This is a genomic window from Haemophilus pittmaniae (genome assembly GCF_900186995.1).
In the GTDB taxonomy this organism is placed as follows: domain Bacteria; phylum Pseudomonadota; class Gammaproteobacteria; order Enterobacterales; family Pasteurellaceae; genus Haemophilus_D; species Haemophilus_D pittmaniae.
Map to the genome: position 1 here is coordinate 358,944 of NZ_LT906463.1, position 18,281 is coordinate 377,224.

At 45.0% G+C, this 18,281-nt stretch carries 13 protein-coding genes, 1 tRNA gene and 3 rRNA genes; 3 read left to right on the forward strand and 14 right to left on the reverse strand.

Annotated elements, in window-relative coordinates:
• The first annotated feature begins 113 nt into the window (after nt 1–113).
• Nucleotides 114–1,364 (forward strand): NupC/NupG family nucleoside CNT transporter, encoded by a 1,251-nt coding sequence (locus tag CKV74_RS01780; protein WP_095176661.1) that lies wholly within the window; start codon nt 114–116, stop codon nt 1,362–1,364.
• Nucleotides 1,365–1,475: 111 nt separating this feature from the next.
• Complete coding sequence (deoD, locus tag CKV74_RS01785; RefSeq protein WP_007243521.1) at nt 1,476–2,192, forward strand: purine-nucleoside phosphorylase; 717 nt, start codon at nt 1,476–1,478, stop codon at nt 2,190–2,192.
• Between the two features lie 107 nt (nt 2,193–2,299).
• Here the strand turns inward: deoD and CKV74_RS01790 are convergent, their stop codons facing one another.
• From CKV74_RS01790 to CKV74_RS01845, 12 genes are all read right to left on the reverse strand, one after another.
• Nucleotides 2,300–2,512, reverse strand: coding sequence for a YnbE family lipoprotein (locus CKV74_RS01790; protein WP_007243496.1), 213 nt, complete (start codon nt 2,510–2,512; stop codon nt 2,300–2,302).
• Nucleotides 2,509–5,238, reverse strand: coding sequence for a YdbH family protein (locus tag CKV74_RS01795; protein WP_007243494.1), 2,730 nt, complete (start codon nt 5,236–5,238; stop codon nt 2,509–2,511). Before CKV74_RS01795 ends, CKV74_RS01790 begins: the two co-directional genes overlap by 4 nt.
• A 223-nt stretch (nt 5,239–5,461) precedes the next feature.
• Nucleotides 5,462–6,829, reverse strand: a complete 1,368-nt coding sequence (gene hemN, locus CKV74_RS01800) for an oxygen-independent coproporphyrinogen III oxidase (protein ID WP_007243491.1) — start codon at nt 6,827–6,829, stop codon at nt 5,462–5,464.
• Complete coding sequence (locus CKV74_RS01805; protein WP_039847941.1) at nt 6,829–7,269, reverse strand: DUF2489 domain-containing protein; 441 nt, start codon at nt 7,267–7,269, stop codon at nt 6,829–6,831. The genes hemN and CKV74_RS01805 overlap by 1 nt, the downstream gene beginning before the upstream one ends.
• Nucleotides 7,270–7,274: 5 nt before the next feature.
• The gene (gene yihI / locus CKV74_RS01810) at nt 7,275–7,829 is read right to left on the reverse strand and encodes a Der GTPase-activating protein YihI (protein ID WP_095176662.1); all 555 of its coding nucleotides are present in this window, start codon (nt 7,827–7,829) and stop codon (nt 7,275–7,277) included.
• A gap of 251 nt (nt 7,830–8,080) precedes the next feature.
• Nucleotides 8,081–8,196, reverse strand: a 5S ribosomal RNA gene (rrf, locus tag CKV74_RS01815).
• Between the two features lie 118 nt (nt 8,197–8,314).
• Nucleotides 8,315–11,212 (reverse strand): 23S ribosomal RNA (locus CKV74_RS01820).
• 176 nt (nt 11,213–11,388) lie between these two features.
• A tRNA-Glu gene (locus CKV74_RS01825) sits at nt 11,389–11,464 on the reverse strand.
• Nucleotides 11,465–11,574: 110 nt separating this feature from the next.
• Nucleotides 11,575–13,116 (reverse strand): 16S ribosomal RNA (locus CKV74_RS01830).
• The 16S, 23S and 5S rRNA genes sit together here with 1 tRNA gene alongside, the layout of an rRNA operon.
• 336 nt (nt 13,117–13,452) lie before the next feature.
• Entirely contained in the window at nt 13,453–13,959 is a 507-nt protein-coding gene (gene hemG, locus CKV74_RS01835; RefSeq protein ID WP_007243470.1) for a menaquinone-dependent protoporphyrinogen IX dehydrogenase, read from the reverse strand.
• The gene (locus CKV74_RS01840) at nt 13,959–15,422 is read right to left on the reverse strand and encodes a TrkH family potassium uptake protein (protein WP_095176663.1); all 1,464 of its coding nucleotides are present in this window, start codon (nt 15,420–15,422) and stop codon (nt 13,959–13,961) included. The genes hemG and CKV74_RS01840 overlap by 1 nt, the downstream gene beginning before the upstream one ends.
• A 10-nt stretch (nt 15,423–15,432) precedes the next feature.
• Nucleotides 15,433–16,044: a YigZ family protein gene (locus tag CKV74_RS01845; RefSeq protein WP_007243479.1), complete on the reverse strand. Its 612-nt coding sequence runs from the start codon at nt 16,042–16,044 to the stop codon at nt 15,433–15,435.
• A gap of 96 nt (nt 16,045–16,140) precedes the next feature.
• Here CKV74_RS01845 and tusA point away from each other — a divergent pair, with 96 nt between their 5' ends.
• Entirely contained in the window at nt 16,141–16,380 is a 240-nt protein-coding gene (gene tusA, locus CKV74_RS01850) for a sulfurtransferase TusA (RefSeq protein WP_039847935.1), read from the forward strand.
• A gap of 93 nt (nt 16,381–16,473) precedes the next feature.
• Here the strand turns inward: tusA and CKV74_RS01855 are convergent, their stop codons facing one another.
• Together CKV74_RS01855 and CKV74_RS01860 are read right to left on the reverse strand one after the other, a co-directional pair.
• Nucleotides 16,474–17,328, reverse strand: coding sequence for a PdaC/RsiV family protein (locus tag CKV74_RS01855; RefSeq protein ID WP_095176664.1), 855 nt, complete (start codon nt 17,326–17,328; stop codon nt 16,474–16,476).
• A 34-nt stretch (nt 17,329–17,362) separates the two neighbouring features.
• A complete protein-coding gene (locus CKV74_RS01860) occupies nt 17,363–18,274 on the reverse strand; it encodes an RsiV family protein (RefSeq protein ID WP_007243460.1) in 912 nt (303 codons plus the stop codon).
• Nucleotides 18,275–18,281 lie beyond the last annotated feature (7 nt).

The following is an 18,281-nucleotide window of genomic DNA, read 5'->3' on the forward strand; positions in this document are numbered from 1 at the left end:
ATGGTTGTTAAAAAAACTTAGTTTTATCGACATTTCTCCTAAAAAACCATAGAATAAACGGCGATTTTAACCGCCGATCTTCTCGGCAAATCATATCAATTTAGGGGAATCCAATGGGTATTTTAGGTAGCATCTTGGGCATGGTCGTCTTGCTGGCCATTGCCGTGTTATTTTCCAATAATCGCAGAGCGATCAGTCTGCGAACTGTTTTAGGGGCCTTGGCAATCCAAGTTGGATTTGCGGCCCTTATTTTATATGTGCCGGCCGGTAAAAACGCGTTGAATGCGACTGCTGATGCCGTATCCAAAGTTATCGGCTACGGTAATGACGGGATTAACTTCGTATTTGGCGGTTTGGCCGATCCATCCAACGCCGGCTTTATTTTTGCCGTCAAGGTGTTGCCAATCATCGTCTTCTTCTCCGGTCTGATTTCCGTGCTTTACTATATAGGCGTTATGCAAGTGGTGATCAAAATCATCGGCGGAGCCTTACAAAAAGCCTTAGGTACTTCTAAAGCGGAATCCATGTCCGCAGCTGCGAATATTTTCGTAGGTCAAACCGAAGCGCCTTTAGTCATTCGTCCTTATATTAAAAGCATGACTCAGTCTGAATTATTCGCCATCATGGCGGGTGGTACAGCGTCTATCGCCGGTTCCGTAATGGCGGGTTATGCGGGAATGGGCGTCCCATTGACCTACTTAATCGCAGCCTCATTCATGGCTGCACCGGCAGGTTTGTTATTTGCTAAAATTCTTTTCCCACAAACCGAACAATTTACAGATGAACAACCAGAAGGCGATGACACCGAAAAACCGACTAATGTGCTTGAAGCGATGGCCGGTGGCGCTAGCTCTGGTATGCAATTAGCCTTAAACGTAGGTGCTATGTTAATCGCCTTCGTTGGTTTAATTGCCCTCATCAATGGTTTGCTTGGCGGTATCGGCGGCTGGTTTGGTTATGGCGACTTAACCCTACAAGCCATCTTCGGTTGGGTATTCAAACCATTAGCTTATTTAATCGGTGTTTCTTGGGATGAGTCTGCCGTTGCCGGTCAAATGATCGGGATGAAATTAGCGGTAAACGAATTCGTAGGTTACTTAGAATTTGCTAAATACTTAGGCCCTGAAGCGCCGATGGTATTAACCGAAAAAACAAAAGCAATCATCACCTTCGCCTTGTGCGGTTTCGCGAACTTCAGCTCAATCGCGATTCTTATTGGTGGACTTGGTGGTATGGCCCCAAATCGTCGTGGCGATGTGGCCCGCCTCGGTATCAAAGCAGTGGTTGCCGGTACCTTAGCCAACTTAATGAGCGCAACCATCGCTGGTTTGTTTATCGAATTAGGCGGCGCGGTCTTAGGTTAATCCGCTGCATGAACCACCACAACACCACGGCCCGTTCGTGGTGTTGTACTTTCGGGCAAACGAAAACGTTTGCGAAACTCAGTTGACCATCAACTAAAAGAGGAAAACATCATGACTCCACATATCAATGCACCTGCCGGCGCGTTCGCCGATGCCGTATTAATGCCGGGCGATCCACTACGCGCAAAATACATTGCCGAAACGTTTCTCGAAAATCCGCAAGAAGTGACAAATGTGCGTAACATGCTAGGTTACACCGGTACCTACAAAGGCCGTCGCATCTCCGTTATGGGACACGGTATGGGTATCCCTTCATGCTCTATCTACGCAAAAGAATTAATCACCGAATACAGCGTGAAGAAAATTATTCGTGTCGGTTCCTGTGGCGCAGTACGCATGGATGTGAAATTGCGCGATGTAATTATCGGATTAGGTGCTTGTACCGATTCCAAAGTAAACCGTATCCGCTTCAAAGATAATGACTTTGCAGCGATTGCCGATTTTGATATGGCACAAGCCGCGGTAGCTGCAGCAAAACAAAAAGGCATTAAGGTACGCGTTGGTAACTTATTCTCCGCTGATTTATTCTACACACCGGATGCCAGCATGTTTGATGTTATGGAAAAATACGGCATCTTAGGGGTAGAAATGGAAGCTGCAGGGATTTACGGTGTGGCTGCCGAATACGGTGCTAAAGCATTAACCATTTGTACCGTTTCCGATCATATTCGTACCCATGAGCTTACCACTGCCGAAGAACGTCAATTGACCTTCAACGATATGATTGAAATCGCCTTGGAATCCATCCTTATCGGTGATCAACAATAAAAATAAAAAGCCACCGTGCCGGAAAACGCGGTGGCTTTTTTCAGAGTTTTGCCGAAAACAGCATCTAACACATTGATTTTATTTGAGTTGTTCTAAAAATCGATAATTTATTGATTTCCTTTCTTATTTTTGTCTTTACCGTTAACGTCTTCCACCGCCTTTTGGGTTTGTTCATCCATTTTCACACTAATATTATGATCCACAACGACATTCATATTAATGGTAATGCCCTGTTTTGGCGTATCCAATTGAATGGTTGGTGTGCAGGCAACCGCCAGTAACGCGGCGGATAAAATTAAGCTGTTACGAAAAGTCATCATTTTTCTAAATTGCGATAAAGTCGATACTGTAGATTTTGTTCAAACTGCGAGCCGTAGTCAATCATATCCCACAACTCAAACATATTTTCCCGATGGCGATAATTTAAGGTTATCGGGTGATGGGTCGGATTCTGCGGATTATATCCTTGAATATGCGCATTTAAGAGCATTTCACCATTTGGCTGTAAATCAAAGACAGCACGGGAAGTTTGCAAATTCAATTCCTTGAGCAAATCAACCAAGGTTGTTTCCGTCCAACCGCCGGTTTTCAATCCGGCCGTCACTTGCTCGTTTAATCGCAGATGAAGCGGTGTTGCCTGTTCAATTTCACCTTGGCAAATCAAGCACTGACGATTGCCCAGCCAGAAAGGTAAACGGGCATTCACTCGCCCAGTCAGCGATAATTGCTGATATTGGGCCAGCGCCAATACCTGTGCAATATCAATATTATTCAGTGTTAATAACGCTTGCTGACGTTGTGGAAAATCCAAGCGTGGGACCGTTAATTGGCCATCAAACAAGCCTAAACGCACCTTCGACAAGGTTAACGGTTTGCTCGCTGAATTCGGATAATGCCCACTCACATCCAATGCCGCCTGCTCGACTTGCAATGCCCCCCAGCGTAAACTCTGCGCACTAACTCGAATAGGTTGCCGTGCCTCCGCATGCAAATCGAAATTGCGATAGTGTAGCGGGAAATGAATATTCAGCCCATCAATGGTGCCATCAGGTAATTCAATTTGTCCTCGTTGCAAATGCAATTCGCCGTCTAAGGAAACGCCTTCGCTATCGATGGAAAATTTGCCATTTCCCTTAATTTGGCCATCGCGAATCAGCCATTCCCAATGTTGCGGAAATAGGGTTTGCAACACCTTAGCTGATTGCTGCGGCCAGCCGATATTGCCGCTGAGACGATTTTTCTGATAATACGCCTGTACCTGTAGTGGCCCCAACCGATCGGCATGCAGATCACCTGCCAGGCTAAAATCGTCAATATTCAGACCATCTACTCCCAAGCCGAAAATTGGCTTAACAAAACGCCCTCCGTAGGCAAACTCGATCCAATCGGTTTTCGCCTGCAATAAGCCGCGTAGATGCTCCTCTTGATAATCCCACCGCAGCCTGTCACGCAATTGTAAGGACAGCGGTGCCATTTTTACGCCATCAATCTCAACCTTACCGGATTGTGCAGTCAACTTATTGAGTTCAATATGATCCCCTTCCCAAAAACCTTTTCCTTGCATGGTAAGCGGTGTATCCAAGGCCTGCCAATGGGCTTTGCCGTTAATTTGCCAGTCCCAACGATTGGCTGCCTGCATTTCAGCATCGCGCAGTTTATGGCGTTCATCACGCAACTCAAAAATCGTTTTGATCCCGGCGATAAACTCATGGGCTTGCCCATCTAATTGCAAATCCAAATCACGAAATTGTGGAGTAAATCCCTGCAATGAGGCTTGCAGACGGCCTTCCAAGCCATAACGGCCGACTAATACATCATCTAGCGGTAAACGCACATGAATTTTAGAATCATCGGACAAATGATCCATTTTAAAAATAGAACCGGGAAGAAAATGTAGCAGCGGATCGGCAAAATGTCCCACAATGCGGTAGTGTAAATTGGTGAATGCAACATTATTGTTATAGCGTAAGTCACCACGCGTATTCAGGTCAAAATCCAGTTCATCTAATGCTTTACCGCCGCCAATCTCGCCATTTTGACTACTAATCACAATTTCGCCTTTTCCTTGCTCACCAAAGGTTTGCAAAATGACATTGAGATCGCTTCTTAAAGGCCAAAAACCTTCTGCCGGCTTACGTAATGCAATTCCCAAGAAACCCTTAAGGGGTTGATAACCGTCAAATGTCCAATAGAATTTTCCCCAGGTAATTTCCAAGCCCTGCGGATTAAAGGTCATCGGAACATCCAGTAAAGGCTGATTGCGTAGCACATCTTGCGCATTGAGTTGGCCTTTTTCCCCATCCCAATGAAAATTCAAGTGCCCTTGCGTCACCGTCCAATCAGGGTTATCCCAGGTTAACTCAAATTCCCCCACATCCGGCCAGGCCGCTAATTGATTGGGAATATGACTTACTAAAGAAAAATGATAGGTATGGCCATCTAGCGGCTGGTAATCAGTCTGCGATTGCCAATTAAAATGGCCTTTTTGCCTGACCAGTTGAGCATGTTGCCGCAAAATCACACGTTCATTATCCTGTGCCTGATGGGTTAACTGTAGGCGTTCTCCATCGTAGTCCGCATGAATAGTCGAATCGCTTTGCAATAATTGGGCTAGCAAGGGGTTATTGGGCGTTTTAAGGGAATCCAAACGGAAATGTGCCAAATGGATAGCCATCTTCGGCACAAGGGCAAAAATAGTCGCTAAATCGGCATAGGATGAATCCCCGCTGTGCGTTAATAGCGGCTGTAAACAGGCATAATCCAAATTGCTTTGTTGGATATCAAGTTGCAAACTGGGCCACCAATGCAGGTGAATGTCTTGCAACTTTGCCATCGAGCAATCGGGGCTTTGAATGGTTAATGCGGGCAGACTCAAGCCACGTAGGCCAAGTACCCAATGGCTGGAAGGCTGTAATCGATAGCCCTGTGGTAAAAAATGATTGGCAATACGTGCGGTTACACTTGGGCTAAGCCAATAGGGAGCGCTGAGCATTGTCGCTCCCGCCAGCCCGAACAAGCCGAAAATTCCCCAAGCAATTTTACGCATCACAACTCCGCTAAAAATAACGCTTATCAGACTCAGATTCGAGCCAAAAATTCGGTTTATTGTAACGAAATATTGCTATTCGGGATATGAAATTTCATCAATGTCTTAGCACTATGATGGCAAACTGAGGTTTTTAGAGCTCCACTAATAAAATCAATGACTTAGCATAGTTTTTATGGAAAACGTTCAAAATCAAAGGGGCGTTTTACAACGCCCCTTATGATTAGATAATGCGAGAAAATTGCTGGCGCTTGGCCGCCGCACGGGAATAAGTATCAAAACACAGGCAAATATTGCGGATCAGCAATCGGCCTTTAGGTGACACCTGTAATCCTTGTTCAGTTTGACTGATCAACTCATCATCGAGCAACGGCTGTAACAGTGCCAAATCTTCGGCAAAGTGCGTTTTAAAATCGATTCCATATTGTTGCTCAATTGGTGCAAAATCTAATTTGAAATTGCAGATTAGTTGTTTAATCACATCACGACGCAGGCAGTCCTCTTGGCTCATCACCAAACCTTTATGTAAGGCGATGCCGGTATTATCAACATCGGCATAGTAACGCTTCAGCTCTTTTTGATTTTGTGCGTAAGTATCTCCAAGTAGACTAATCGCCGAAACGCCCAAGCCTAACAAGTCGCATTCTTCCTGAGTAGTATAACCTTGGAAATTACGGTGCAACACTCCGTTCTGTTGAGCGATCGCCAACTCATCATCAGGTTTGGCAAAATGATCCATACCAATAAATTTATAGCCGGCATTGCCCAAGGTTTCGATGGTTTTTTGTAGAATTTCCAGTTTGCTTTGCGGTGGTGGCAATTGCGCCTCTTTGATCTTCGCCTGGCCGGCAAAACGGCTCGGTAAATGGGCGTAGTTGAACACGCTTAAGCGATCGGGATTAAGTTCAATCACTTTATCTAAGGTGAACATAAAACTTTCTACGGTTTGCAATGGTAAGCCGTAAATTAAGTCCAAGTTGGTAGATTGGAAACCCAATTCGCGGGCACGTTTTAAAAGTGCATTCACGAATTCTTCATCCTGTTCACGATTTACCGCTTTTTGCACATCCTTATTAAAATCCTGCACTCCCATACTGATACGGTTAAAACCGATGTTACGAAGATGATCAAGCATCGATAATTCGATTTCACGTGGATCCATTTCAATACTGATCTCAGCCTCTTCAGCGATAGTGAAATGATCCTTGAGCATTTGCATCAAGCGAGCCGATTGCGCTTCGGTTAAATAGGTTGGCGTACCGCCGCCCCAATGCACTTGAGTGGCAATGCGGTTAGCAAATAATGGCGCACGTGCTTTGATTTCCTGCTCCAAATAATCGAGATAAATATCCGCTTTGTGTGAATGACGAGTAATCACCTTGTTACAACCACAGAAATAGCACAACTTATGACAAAACGGGATGTGTACATAAAGCGATAATGGGCGATTTGGATAGCGGTTAGCGGCTGCGATAAAATCTTGATCGGTATAATTTTCGTTAAATTCCAACGCGGTCGGATAAGAGGTATAGCGGGGACCTGATTGGTTATACTTTTGAATCAAGTCAAGATCCCAAATAATTTCAGACATTAAACTTCCCCAAGTTTTTCGACCTCGCTTAAAAAGCGGGGTAACTCCAACATAATTTCCTGTGCAAATTGAGCTTCTGCACTTTCACGTGTTAAATCTATTTTCATCCGTTGCTGTTTCGCTAAAGCACGATAATCATCGTGGGTTGGCATATCATGCACCGCCTGATAAAGCGCAAACATGGCCGGATACTGTTGTAATGAAAGGCCAAAGGGCACAAGCAACATCGTTAACCGAAGCACGCCTTCGGCTAAGCTACAATCGCCATTTTGCATAGCTTTGGCAATAATTACCATACTCTCTTTTAGGCGTTTTATACGTTCCTGCTTAGCTTGTGCAATCAATTTATTCTGCACATTCAAGCGCTGCACAAGACGAAAAGCATACAGCGCCAACAAACCGATAATAACTAAGCCACAAATAGCCAATAAATAAAGCAACATATCTATCTGAATTGGTTAATGTCGATGGTCTCAAAGGTGCGATATAAATCGTCTTCGCTTTCGTCTTCGTCCTCAATGCCCAGCTCTTCCATCAATTCAGCAATTCGATCTAAGCATTCATCCACAAATTGCTGATCCGCTTTGCTAATCGATTTACCTTCATCTAAGGCATCCAGTAATTCATTCAGGATTTCATTATTTTCCAGACGTTCCAACTCCACGGCAGGATCTAGTTTCTTCACAACCGGCGCTACCGGAATCGCTTGGCCTTTTTCCGGTTTATTGACAAACTCCACAATTAGAGGGACTTTTTTGCGGCTGCCAATACGCGGATCCTGACAATTTTCGATATGCGAACCCTGTTCATTTTGCAATGCGCTATGTCGGGAACCGGAAGCTAAGCCTTTATGTTTACGTTTCTTTTTCTCTTCACGAGCTTTAGCATCCAATTCATAACGGGTCAATTTTTTCCCTTTGGGTGCTAGCGCCGGCTTTTTATCAGTCTTACGAATCGGCATCACGTCGGTAATACGACGGGTTTTCTTTTGACGTGCCATAAGTGATTCCTTCTCATTTAAAATGGTCGCGCATTGTAACATGATGCGCTATTTTTCTCACGGAGATTCCATTTTTCAATCAATATCAATAAAATCAATGAGTTACATGATATTTTAGGCAAAACTCGGATTACCAAGGGGGCATTGGGATATTAAGGTTTTGCTCTGTTCTTCAGCTATTCGGCTGTTCCACCGCATCACTTCCCCCAAAAGCAAAAACCCCAAGCTATTCAGCTCGGGGTTAGTAGTAGAACCGGCGGTGACCTACTCTCACATTGGGAAGCCCAACACTACCATCGGCATGATGACGTTTCACTTCTGAGTTCGGGATGGGATCAGGTGGGTCCATCACATTATGGCCGCCGGAATATTCCGTTGATAACTTTCTATCATCTATTCATTCTTCAAAATTAGTCACAAGCTAAAAACTCTCAACTTTCTCTCGTCTTCGTTTCGTCTATCACTCAAAAACTCTTGAGCGTTGTATAGTTAAGCCTCTCGGGCAATTAGTATCTGTTAGCTCAACGGCTCGCACCGCTTACACATCAGACCTATCTACGTCTTAGTCTTAAACAACCCTTACAGATTTTAAATCTGGGAGAACTCATCTCAAGGCAAGTTTCGTGCTTAGATGCTTTCAGCACTTATCTCTTCCGCACTTAGCTACCCGGCAATGCGTCTGGCGACACAACCGGAACACCAGTGGTGCGTCCACTCCGGTCCTCTCGTACTAGGAGCAGCCCCTTTCAATTCTCCAACGCCCACGGCAGATAGGGACCGAACTGTCTCACGACGTTCTAAACCCAGCTCGCGTACCACTTTAAATGGCGAACAGCCATACCCTTGGGACCTACTTCAGCCCCAGGATGTGATGAGCCGACATCGAGGTGCCAAACACCGCCGTCGATATGAACTCTTGGGCGGTATCAGCCTGTTATCCCCGGAGTACCTTTTATCCGTTGAGCGATGGCCCTTCCATGCAGAACCACCGGATCACTATGACCTACTTTCGTACCTGCTCGACTTGTCTGTCTCGCAGTTAAGCTTGCTTATACCATTGCACTAACCTGACGATGTCCGACCGTCATTAGCAAACCTTCGTGCTCCTCCGTTACTCTTTGGGAGGAGACCGCCCCAGTCAAACTACCCACCAGACACTGTCCGAGACCACGTTTCGTAATCTTCGTTAGAACATCAAACGTTAAAGGGTGGTATTTCAAGGATGACTCCACAATCACTGGCGTGACTGCTTCATAGTCTCCCACCTATCCTACACATCAAAATTCAATGTTCAGTGTCAAGCTATAGTAAAGGTTCACGGGGTCTTTCCGTCTAGCCGCGGGTACACCGCATCTTCACGGCGATTTCAATTTCACTGAGTCTCGGGTGGAGACAGCCTGGCCATCATTATGCCATTCGTGCAGGTCGGAACTTACCCGACAAGGAATTTCGCTACCTTAGGACCGTTATAGTTACGGCCGCCGTTTACTGGGGCTTCGATCAGGAGCTTCTCTTTCGATTACACCATCAATTAACCTTCCAGCACCGGGCAGGCATCACACCCTATACGTCCACTTTCGTGTTTGCAGAGTGCTGTGTTTTTAATAAACAGTTGCAGCCAGCTGGTATCTTCGACCGGTTCAACCTTCGCCCGCTAGGGACTACAATCTACGCCGGCGCACCTTCTCCCGAAGTTACGGTGCTATTTTGCCTAGTTCCTTCACCCGAGTTCTCTCAAGCGCCTGAGTATTCTCTACCTGACCACCTGTGTCGGTTTTCAGTACGGTTTAGATAAACCTGAAGCTTAGTGGCTTTTCCTGGAAGTGTGGTATCGGTTACTTCAGCTCCGTAGAGCCTCGTCATCATCTCTCAGTGTTAAAGAAGTCCGGATTTGCCTAAACTTCTCACCTACCAACTTAAACGCACATATCCAACAGTGCGCTAACCTAACCTGCTCCGTCCCCACATCGCAGTTTATCCAAGTACGGGAATATTAACCCGTTTCCCATCGACTACGCTTTTCAGCCTCGCCTTAGGGGCCGACTCACCCTGCCCCGATTAACGTTGGACAGGAACCCTTGGTCTTCCGGCGAACGGGTTTTTCACCCGTTTTATCGTTACTTATGTCAGCATTCGCACTTCTGATACGTCCAGCAGCCCTCTCGAGCTACCTTCATCCGCTTACAGAACGCTCCCCTACCCAACAGTGTTGCCACTGATGCCGCAGCTTCGGTGCTATATTTGAGCCCCGTTACATCTTCCGCGCAGGCCGACTCGACTAGTGAGCTATTACGCTTTCTTTAAATGATGGCTGCTTCTAAGCCAACATCCTAGCTGTCTAAGCCTTCCCACTTCGTTTCCCACTTAATATAGACTTTGGGACCTTAGCTGGCGGTCTGGGTTGTTTCCCTCTCCACGACGGACGTTAGCACCCGCCGTGTGTCTCCTGAGTATCACTCTTCGGTATTCGTAGTTTGCATCGGGTTGGTAATCCGGGATGGACCCCTAGCCGAAACAGTGCTCTACCCCCGAAGGTGTCCGCTCAAGGCTCTACCTAAATAGATTTCGGGGAGAACCAGCTATCTCCCGGTTTGATTGGCCTTTCACCCCCAGCCACAAGTCATCCGCTAATTTTTCAACATTAGTCGGTTCGGTCCTCCAGTTAGTGTTACCCAACCTTCAACCTGCCCATGGCTAGATCACCGGGTTTCGGGTCTATACCTTGCAACTATTCGCCCAGTTAAGACTCGGTTTCCCTTCGGCTCCCCTATTCGGTTAACCTCGCTACAAAATATAAGTCGCTGACCCATTATACAAAAGGTACGCAGTCACCCTTAAAGGGCTCCCACTGCTTGTACGTACAAGGTTTCAGGTTCTATTTCACTCCCCTCACCGGGGTTCTTTTCGCCTTTCCTTCACAGTACTGGTTCACTATCGGTCAATCAGGAGTATTTAGCCTTGGAGGATGGTCCCCCCATCTTCAAACAGGATATCACGTGTCCCGCCCTACTTATCGTTAGCTTAGTACCACGACCTGGACTTCGAGTACGGGGCTATCACCCGGTATCGCCAAGCTTCCCAGCTTGTTCCTCTGTCTCTGTCGCTATCACTAACAGGCTCCTTCGCGTTCGCTCGCCGCTACTAACGAAATCTCGGTTGATTTCTTTTCCTCGGGGTACTTAGATGTTTCAGTTCTCCCGGTTTGCCTCAACAAGCTATGTATTCACTTGTTGATAGTAGATTCTTCATCTACTGGGTTTCCCCATTCGGACATCTTGGATTAAACGCCTCTTATCGACTCATCCAAGCTTTTCGCAGATTAGCACGTCCTTCATCGCCTCTGATTGCCAAGGCATCCACCTTGTACGCTTAGTCACTTAACTATACAACCTCAAAAATTCTTGAGACTGTGTTATCAACTAATCACTTGATTGCTTTTGCTCAATCAAGATTTTTTCTACTCAGACTTTTTCTATCCCTTTCAGGACTTGAAAGTCTCTTCGTTTTCAGCTTGTTTCCTAATTTTTAAAGAACAAAGATACATAAAGTTATCTTTAATTGGCGTCCCCACGGGGATTCGAACCCCGGTTACCGCCGTGAAAGGGCGATGTCCTAGGCCTCTAGACGATGGGGACAACAAGTAAAGATACTCTATCTTACACAATGCTTACGCACTTTCTTCCTCTATTTTTTCTACAATACATCAGCCAATCTGTGTGGACACTTATCGTCACTCAATTTTAGGTAAGGAGGTGATCCAACCGCAGGTTCCCCTACGGTTACCTTGTTACGACTTCACCCCAGTCATGAATCATACCGTGGTAAACGCCCCCCCGAAGGTTAAGCTATCTACTTCTGGTACAACCCACTCCCATGGTGTGACGGGCGGTGTGTACAAGGCCCGGGAACGTATTCACCGCGACATTCTGATTCGCGATTACTAGCGATTCCGACTTCATGGAGTCGAGTTGCAGACTCCAATCCGGACTTAGACGCACTTTCTGGGATTCGCTCCACATCGCTGCTTCGCCTCCCTCTGTATACGCCATTGTAGCACGTGTGTAGCCCTACTCGTAAGGGCCATGATGACTTGACGTCATCCCCACCTTCCTCCGGTTTATCACCGGCAGTCTCCTTTGAGTTCCCGACCAAATCGCTGGCAACAAAGGATAAGGGTTGCGCTCGTTGCGGGACTTAACCCAACATTTCACAACACGAGCTGACGACAGCCATGCAGCACCTGTCTCAGAGCTCCCGAAGGCACCAATTCATCTCTGAAAAGTTCTCTGGATGTCAAGAGTAGGTAAGGTTCTTCGCGTTGCATCGAATTAAACCACATGCTCCACCGCTTGTGCGGGCCCCCGTCAATTCATTTGAGTTTTAACCTTGCGGCCGTACTCCCCAGGCGGTCGATTTATCACGTTAGCTACGGGCACCAAGCATTAAGCCCAATCCCCAAATCGACAGCGTTTACAGCGTGGACTACCAGGGTATCTAATCCTGTTTGCTCCCCACGCTTTCGCACATGAGCGTCAGTACATTCCCAAGGGGCTGCCTTCGCCTTCGGTATTCCTCCACATCTCTACGCATTTCACCGCTACACGTGGAATTCTACCCCTCCCTAAAGTACTCTAGACTCCCAGTCTGAAATGCAATTCCCAGGTTAAGCCCGGGGCTTTCACACCTCACTTAAAAGTCCGCCTGCGTGCCCTTTACGCCCAGTTATTCCGATTAACGCTCGCACCCTCCGTATTACCGCGGCTGCTGGCACGGAGTTAGCCGGTGCTTCTTCTGTAGTTAACGTCAATCATCTAGTCTATTAAACTAAATGCCTTCCTCGCTACCGAAAGAACTTTACAACCCGAAGGCCTTCTTCATTCACGCGGCATGGCTGCGTCAGGGTTGCCCCCATTGCGCAATATTCCCCACTGCTGCCTCCCGTAGGAGTCCGGGCCGTGTCTCAGTCCCGGTGTGGCTGGTCATCCTCTCAGACCAGCTAGAGATCGTCGGCTTGGTGAGCCATTACCTCACCAACTACCTAATCCCACTTGGGCTCATCCTATGGCATGTGGCCTTACGGTCCCACACTTTCATCTTCCGATACTACGCGGTATTAGCTACAGTTTCCCGTAGTTATCCCCCTCCATAAGCCAGATACCCAAGCATTACTCACCCGTCCGCCACTCGTCAGCAAAGAAAGCAAGCTTTCTTCCTGTTACCGTTCGACTTGCATGTGTTAAGCCTGCCGCCAGCGTTCAATCTGAGCCATGATCAAACTCTTCAATTCAAGTTCAATCGCTCAATAAACTGCTTAGCTAAAGTCACTTTACATTAAGTAAATGAATTTCTAGTTTAAGCACCTATTAAGACTTCAAAATTAAAAAATATTTTTAAATCAAGTCAATCAACAAGTGCCCACACAGATTGTCTGATACATTGTTAAAGAGCAAAAAATAACGACGCACTTCTTGATGTTTCACAACAGTGCGTCGTTGTGTGGGGCGCATTATAGGGATTTCAGAATCCTTTGCAAGATCTTTTTGTAAAAAAATGTAAATTTTTTATTGATTGAAGAAATTTTCATCAAATCGTCTAAAAAACACAAATTTTATGGTGTTTTATTCTACGGATTCAGACTTTCTGCAAATGCCTTTACTTTTTCCCAGTTGGTATATTCAATTTCTTTAGTCGCATCAGTTTCGCCACCTGTAATTTTCATAATCAATTGGATCATGACACGATCAAACCATTTATAACGAGGATAACATAGTGCGCCAGCAAAGATCGCAATTTTACTTGGCTGCCAGCTAATACGTTGCAAAAATTTCCGAATGTATGGGTTAGTTTCCGGATTATCTTTGCCGGGTTTACGGGCTGTAAGATTGACACCGAAAAAAATCGCTTTTCTATCATTTAAAAGAGAACTATTTTTTTCCACAAAACGGTATAGCAACCGATTGAAGTGCCCATAACGAATTGCTGCACCAATGATAACTCGCTCAAAGGGACGAATATCAAAATCTTCCCGCAATGGCTCAATCACAACCTCATCATCAATAAATGATTGAATAAACTCAGCAATTTTTTTTGTTTGCCCATCATGGCTTAAATATAAAATTAAGGTTTTCATTATGCTTTCCAAAATGCTGGCGTAAAGAGCGCCAACAACGTAAAAATTTCCAGACGCCCACAAACCATGGCAAAAGTTAATACCCACTTGGCGCTATCGGGAATCGCAGTCATATTACTACTCACTGAACCCAATCCCGGGCCTAAATTATTAATGCAGGCTAGCACTGCATTAAATGCGTTAAATGGCTCTACTCCACAGGCAATGACAGCTAATAAACACAAAGTAAAAACTAATAAATATGCTGAAAAGAACGCCCAAATACTACCAATCACCCGTTCATCCAACACGTTTTTCCCCCATTTGATCGGATAAACTAAATTCGGATGTACAAATCGTTTTAATTCCCGTAGCCCTTGTAAATACAACACCAGCACCCGTGCCACCCGCAAACCGCCGCCTACTGAGCCAGCGCAACCACCAATAAACGCAGCAATAATTAACAACATTGGAACAAAAGAAGGCCAGGCAGAAAAATCGGAAGTGGTATATCCGGTAGTCGTTGAAATTGATACCGCCTGAAACGCTACCTGTTCAAAATCTTTCCACGACGATGTGAAATAGTTATGTCCAATCATAACTAAGCTACAAACCGTCACAATAATAATTTGAATACTGACGAAAAAACGAAACTCGGGATCCCGGCTATAAATTCGCCAGATATTCTCACGCCCAAAGGTAGAAAAAGCTCTAAAGTGCAACGCAAAATTACAGGCAGAAATCAAAATAAAACCTATCGTAATCCAGTTAATCGCCGAACTATGGAAATAGCCTATACTGGCATCATGCGTAGAGAAACCACCAATAGACACCGTCGAAAAACTATGGGTAATCGCATCGAAAGGCGTCATGCCTGCAAACCAATAGGCCGTTGCACAGCTTAATGTTAAGAAGAAATAGATGAACCATAGGGCTTTCGCTGTTTCCGAAATCCTTGGGCGCATTTTTTGATCCTTCATTGGCCCAGACATTTCTGCGCGATAAAGCTGCATTCCACCAATGCCAAGTAATGGAATAATCGCAATAGCCAACACGATAATCCCCATTCCCCCTAACCACTGCAAGAATTGGCGATAAAACAAAATTGCTTTCGGTAGATTATCCAAACCTGTCAACACGGTGGCGCCTGTCGTTGTTAATCCCGAAAAGGCTTCAAACACAGCGGCCGCCAAAGTGATATGTGGTGCATCAAAAAGCAACAATGGCAAAGTCGCTAATCCGCCCAAAACAAACCAAAAAGCCACCACAATTAAAAATCCTTCACGGGAACGCAATTCTTGTTTGTGATGATGACAAGGCCACCACAACAACACGCCCACCATAAAGCTTAACGCGAAGGCCTGCATAAATGCCTTACCGCCACCATCGCCATAAATCAATGCAACAAAAGCCGGCACCAACATGGTGCCGGAAAAGCACATAATGAGAATACCGATAATTCGAATAATAGATAAAAGATGCACAGCAACCTGCTTACTTGAGCGCTATCAATTGCAAGCGTCCGGCAGAACGCTCCGCCAAAGCTTGCCCGAAAGGCACTATTTGATCTTCGCTTAATGCCAAAGTTAAACGAATTTGTTGTTGAAAATCCTGAGCTTCAATCAGAACCTGAAACTGTCCGCATAGCTGCTGAACATCCTTCAGTTGGGCGTAATCGCAAATCAATTCAAAGTATTGACGTTCGATCTTCAGCTCTGTTTGTAATTGCGCTAATGCCTGTTGTACTCCGTTACCATAAGCCCGCACCAAGCCACCAGTACCAAGCAAAATACCACCATAATAACGCACCACAACAGCACTAATTTCACCAATATTGCTGCCCTGTAAGGCTGCCAGCATCGGTTTTCCAGCGGTACCGGCCGGTTCACCATCATCGGAAAAACCCAGCTGTTGTGAATCATTTGGAGCGCCTGCAACCGCAGCCCAGCAATGATGACGCGCATCGGGATGCAAGGCCTTAATCTCTGCCCAAAAATCCCGTGCGGCCGCTAAGCCGGTAGTCGGTGCTAAGTAGGTGATAAATTTGCTTTTTTTGATTTCTTCTTGAAACACCGTTGATGCTTTGGGAATCAAAAACTCCGCCATAATTTCCCCATCAATTATTTGCGTCCAAGTCTATCACCGTTCAAAAAAACCAACAATTATTGTATGATGGACGCCTTTTTTCTTGTGGGGAAAACAATGAACTCAATATCTGTCACGCAAACGCTAGACACTCAAGGCTTACGCTGTCCCGAACCGGTCATGCTAGTACGTAAAACTATCCGTAATTTAACCGATGGCGATGTGTTGTTAATTATCGCTGATGATCCCGCGACCACCCGTGATATTCCCGGCTTTTGCCAATTTATGGAACATCGCCTATTGGCTAGTGAAACCGCACACCCCCCTTATCGCTATTGGGTAAAAAAGGGGCTGTAATTTAGTTCTCAAATCAATGTCAATAAAATCAATAACTTAGATGCCGTTTTGAAGAAAACTCTAAGAATCGATAGGGCGTTTCAAAGCATGGCATTATTGTTTTGTAACAAAGTACCCTGCCGCTTTGAAATCCTCGGTCAGCCAATCTTGTAATTGCGACCAACCAATCACCAATTCTTGCTCTCCTTCTGCAAAGGAAGCGATCTCATATAATTCATAAACAAAATGCACGCCATCAATGGCTAAATAGAAATTATCGGGAACATTGAAATCCTGTTTATTGGTGAAGACTTCATCCTCATGAATGGCGCCGTATTGCGTATAAATATCCCATAATGCTGCTTTTAGCGATGCCCGGCTATCCGCTTTAAAAACATCGTCGAAGGTCAATAGCCGTTGGCGGGCTAAATCGATATTAAGATATTGCGTGCGATACATACCATGTGCACCGCCACTGTAGCTATAGGTCCTCAAACTAAACAACGCCAACTTGCCGCGCTGACTCAAAAAATTCAAGGTTTTGGATAATTCCTGATTAAATGCATCCTCTGTTTTATCCAGATTGAATTCCTGTTGATAAAATGTAGCCAATTGCTCGCGATTAGTCAGATTGGTCTGTTGTGGTTCAAATTGACGCAACAACAATTGATCCAACCAATCCTGACCACTATCACTTAAACCGGTAATGGTGAACGTCGTACTTACCGTTCTTTTATCCTCGGTAGTTGTTTCTTCCGTCTGACTAAAAATTACCTTCGGTTGTAGTACCAATGCAGGAATTAGACCTTTTTGCCGCTCCTCCGCTTGAGCTAACTGTGCCTTCAGCTCTGCAACCTGTGCAGTTAATTGGGCTATTTGTTCATTGTGTTGATTCGCGGCCGGATTTTCCTCTTTACAACCACCTAATAAGAGTCCCGCCAGCAATAGGCTAATAATTGTTTTTTTCATAATTATCCTTGTTAATTCGATATGCGTGTTTTCATTACTCTACGATAGGTGCCGGAGTTAAATCATAATATTGCTGCTGTATAAATTCCGGTTTTAATAAATTTCCTTCTAGAAACCAATCCCAAGAAACCGTCAGCTCTTGCTCTCCTGCTACATAAGGGGCGATCTCATAAACATGGTAAATAAAATGGATCCCATCGTGCGCTAAATAAAAATTTTTAGAAACCTCAAAATCTGCTTTTGGGGTAAAAACCTGTTCCTCATTAACATTGCCAAAATCAGTATAAATACGCCACAACAACTCCTTTATCTCCGGTAATTTTTTCTCATCAAATACATCCGAAAAATTAACCACCTGATGCCGATTCATATCTACCGTTAAATATTGCTTGCCACCTACGCCATGGGCTCCACCTTCATAACTATAGTATCCAATGAAAAAAGTCGATAATTTCTCTTTTTGACCAATAAACCCCAACCAAGCATTACGGGAAAATCCGATTTCCGGCTGTGCCTGCATATCACTTTTTATCTGATTAAACAGTGTTTCATAGCGAGCAACCGCTTGCTCACGGGTTTTCGGTGTATTCTCACTAAATTCGGACTGCATCAGCTCCGTCCATAACAACTCATTTAACCACGTGATATTGGTTTTTAAGCCCCAAATATTCAAACTGATCGGGGCACTATGTCCATCAAACCAATGTTCTTGTGATGTTGGATAATTAATTTTTTCCAATTTTTCGAAAATCACCTCTTTATTAACCAAAATAGCCGGAATGAGGTTTTCATTCTTTTCTTTTAATTGCGTATTTTCAGTAGTAAGTTGATTAATAATCTGAGCTTGGCGCTCAATCGTCGCCTTTACTTCCTTATCTTCACAACCAGCTGTACTAAGCAATGTAGTAAAAATACAAATGGAAAGAAGTGCTTTCTTGATTAACATTAATTTT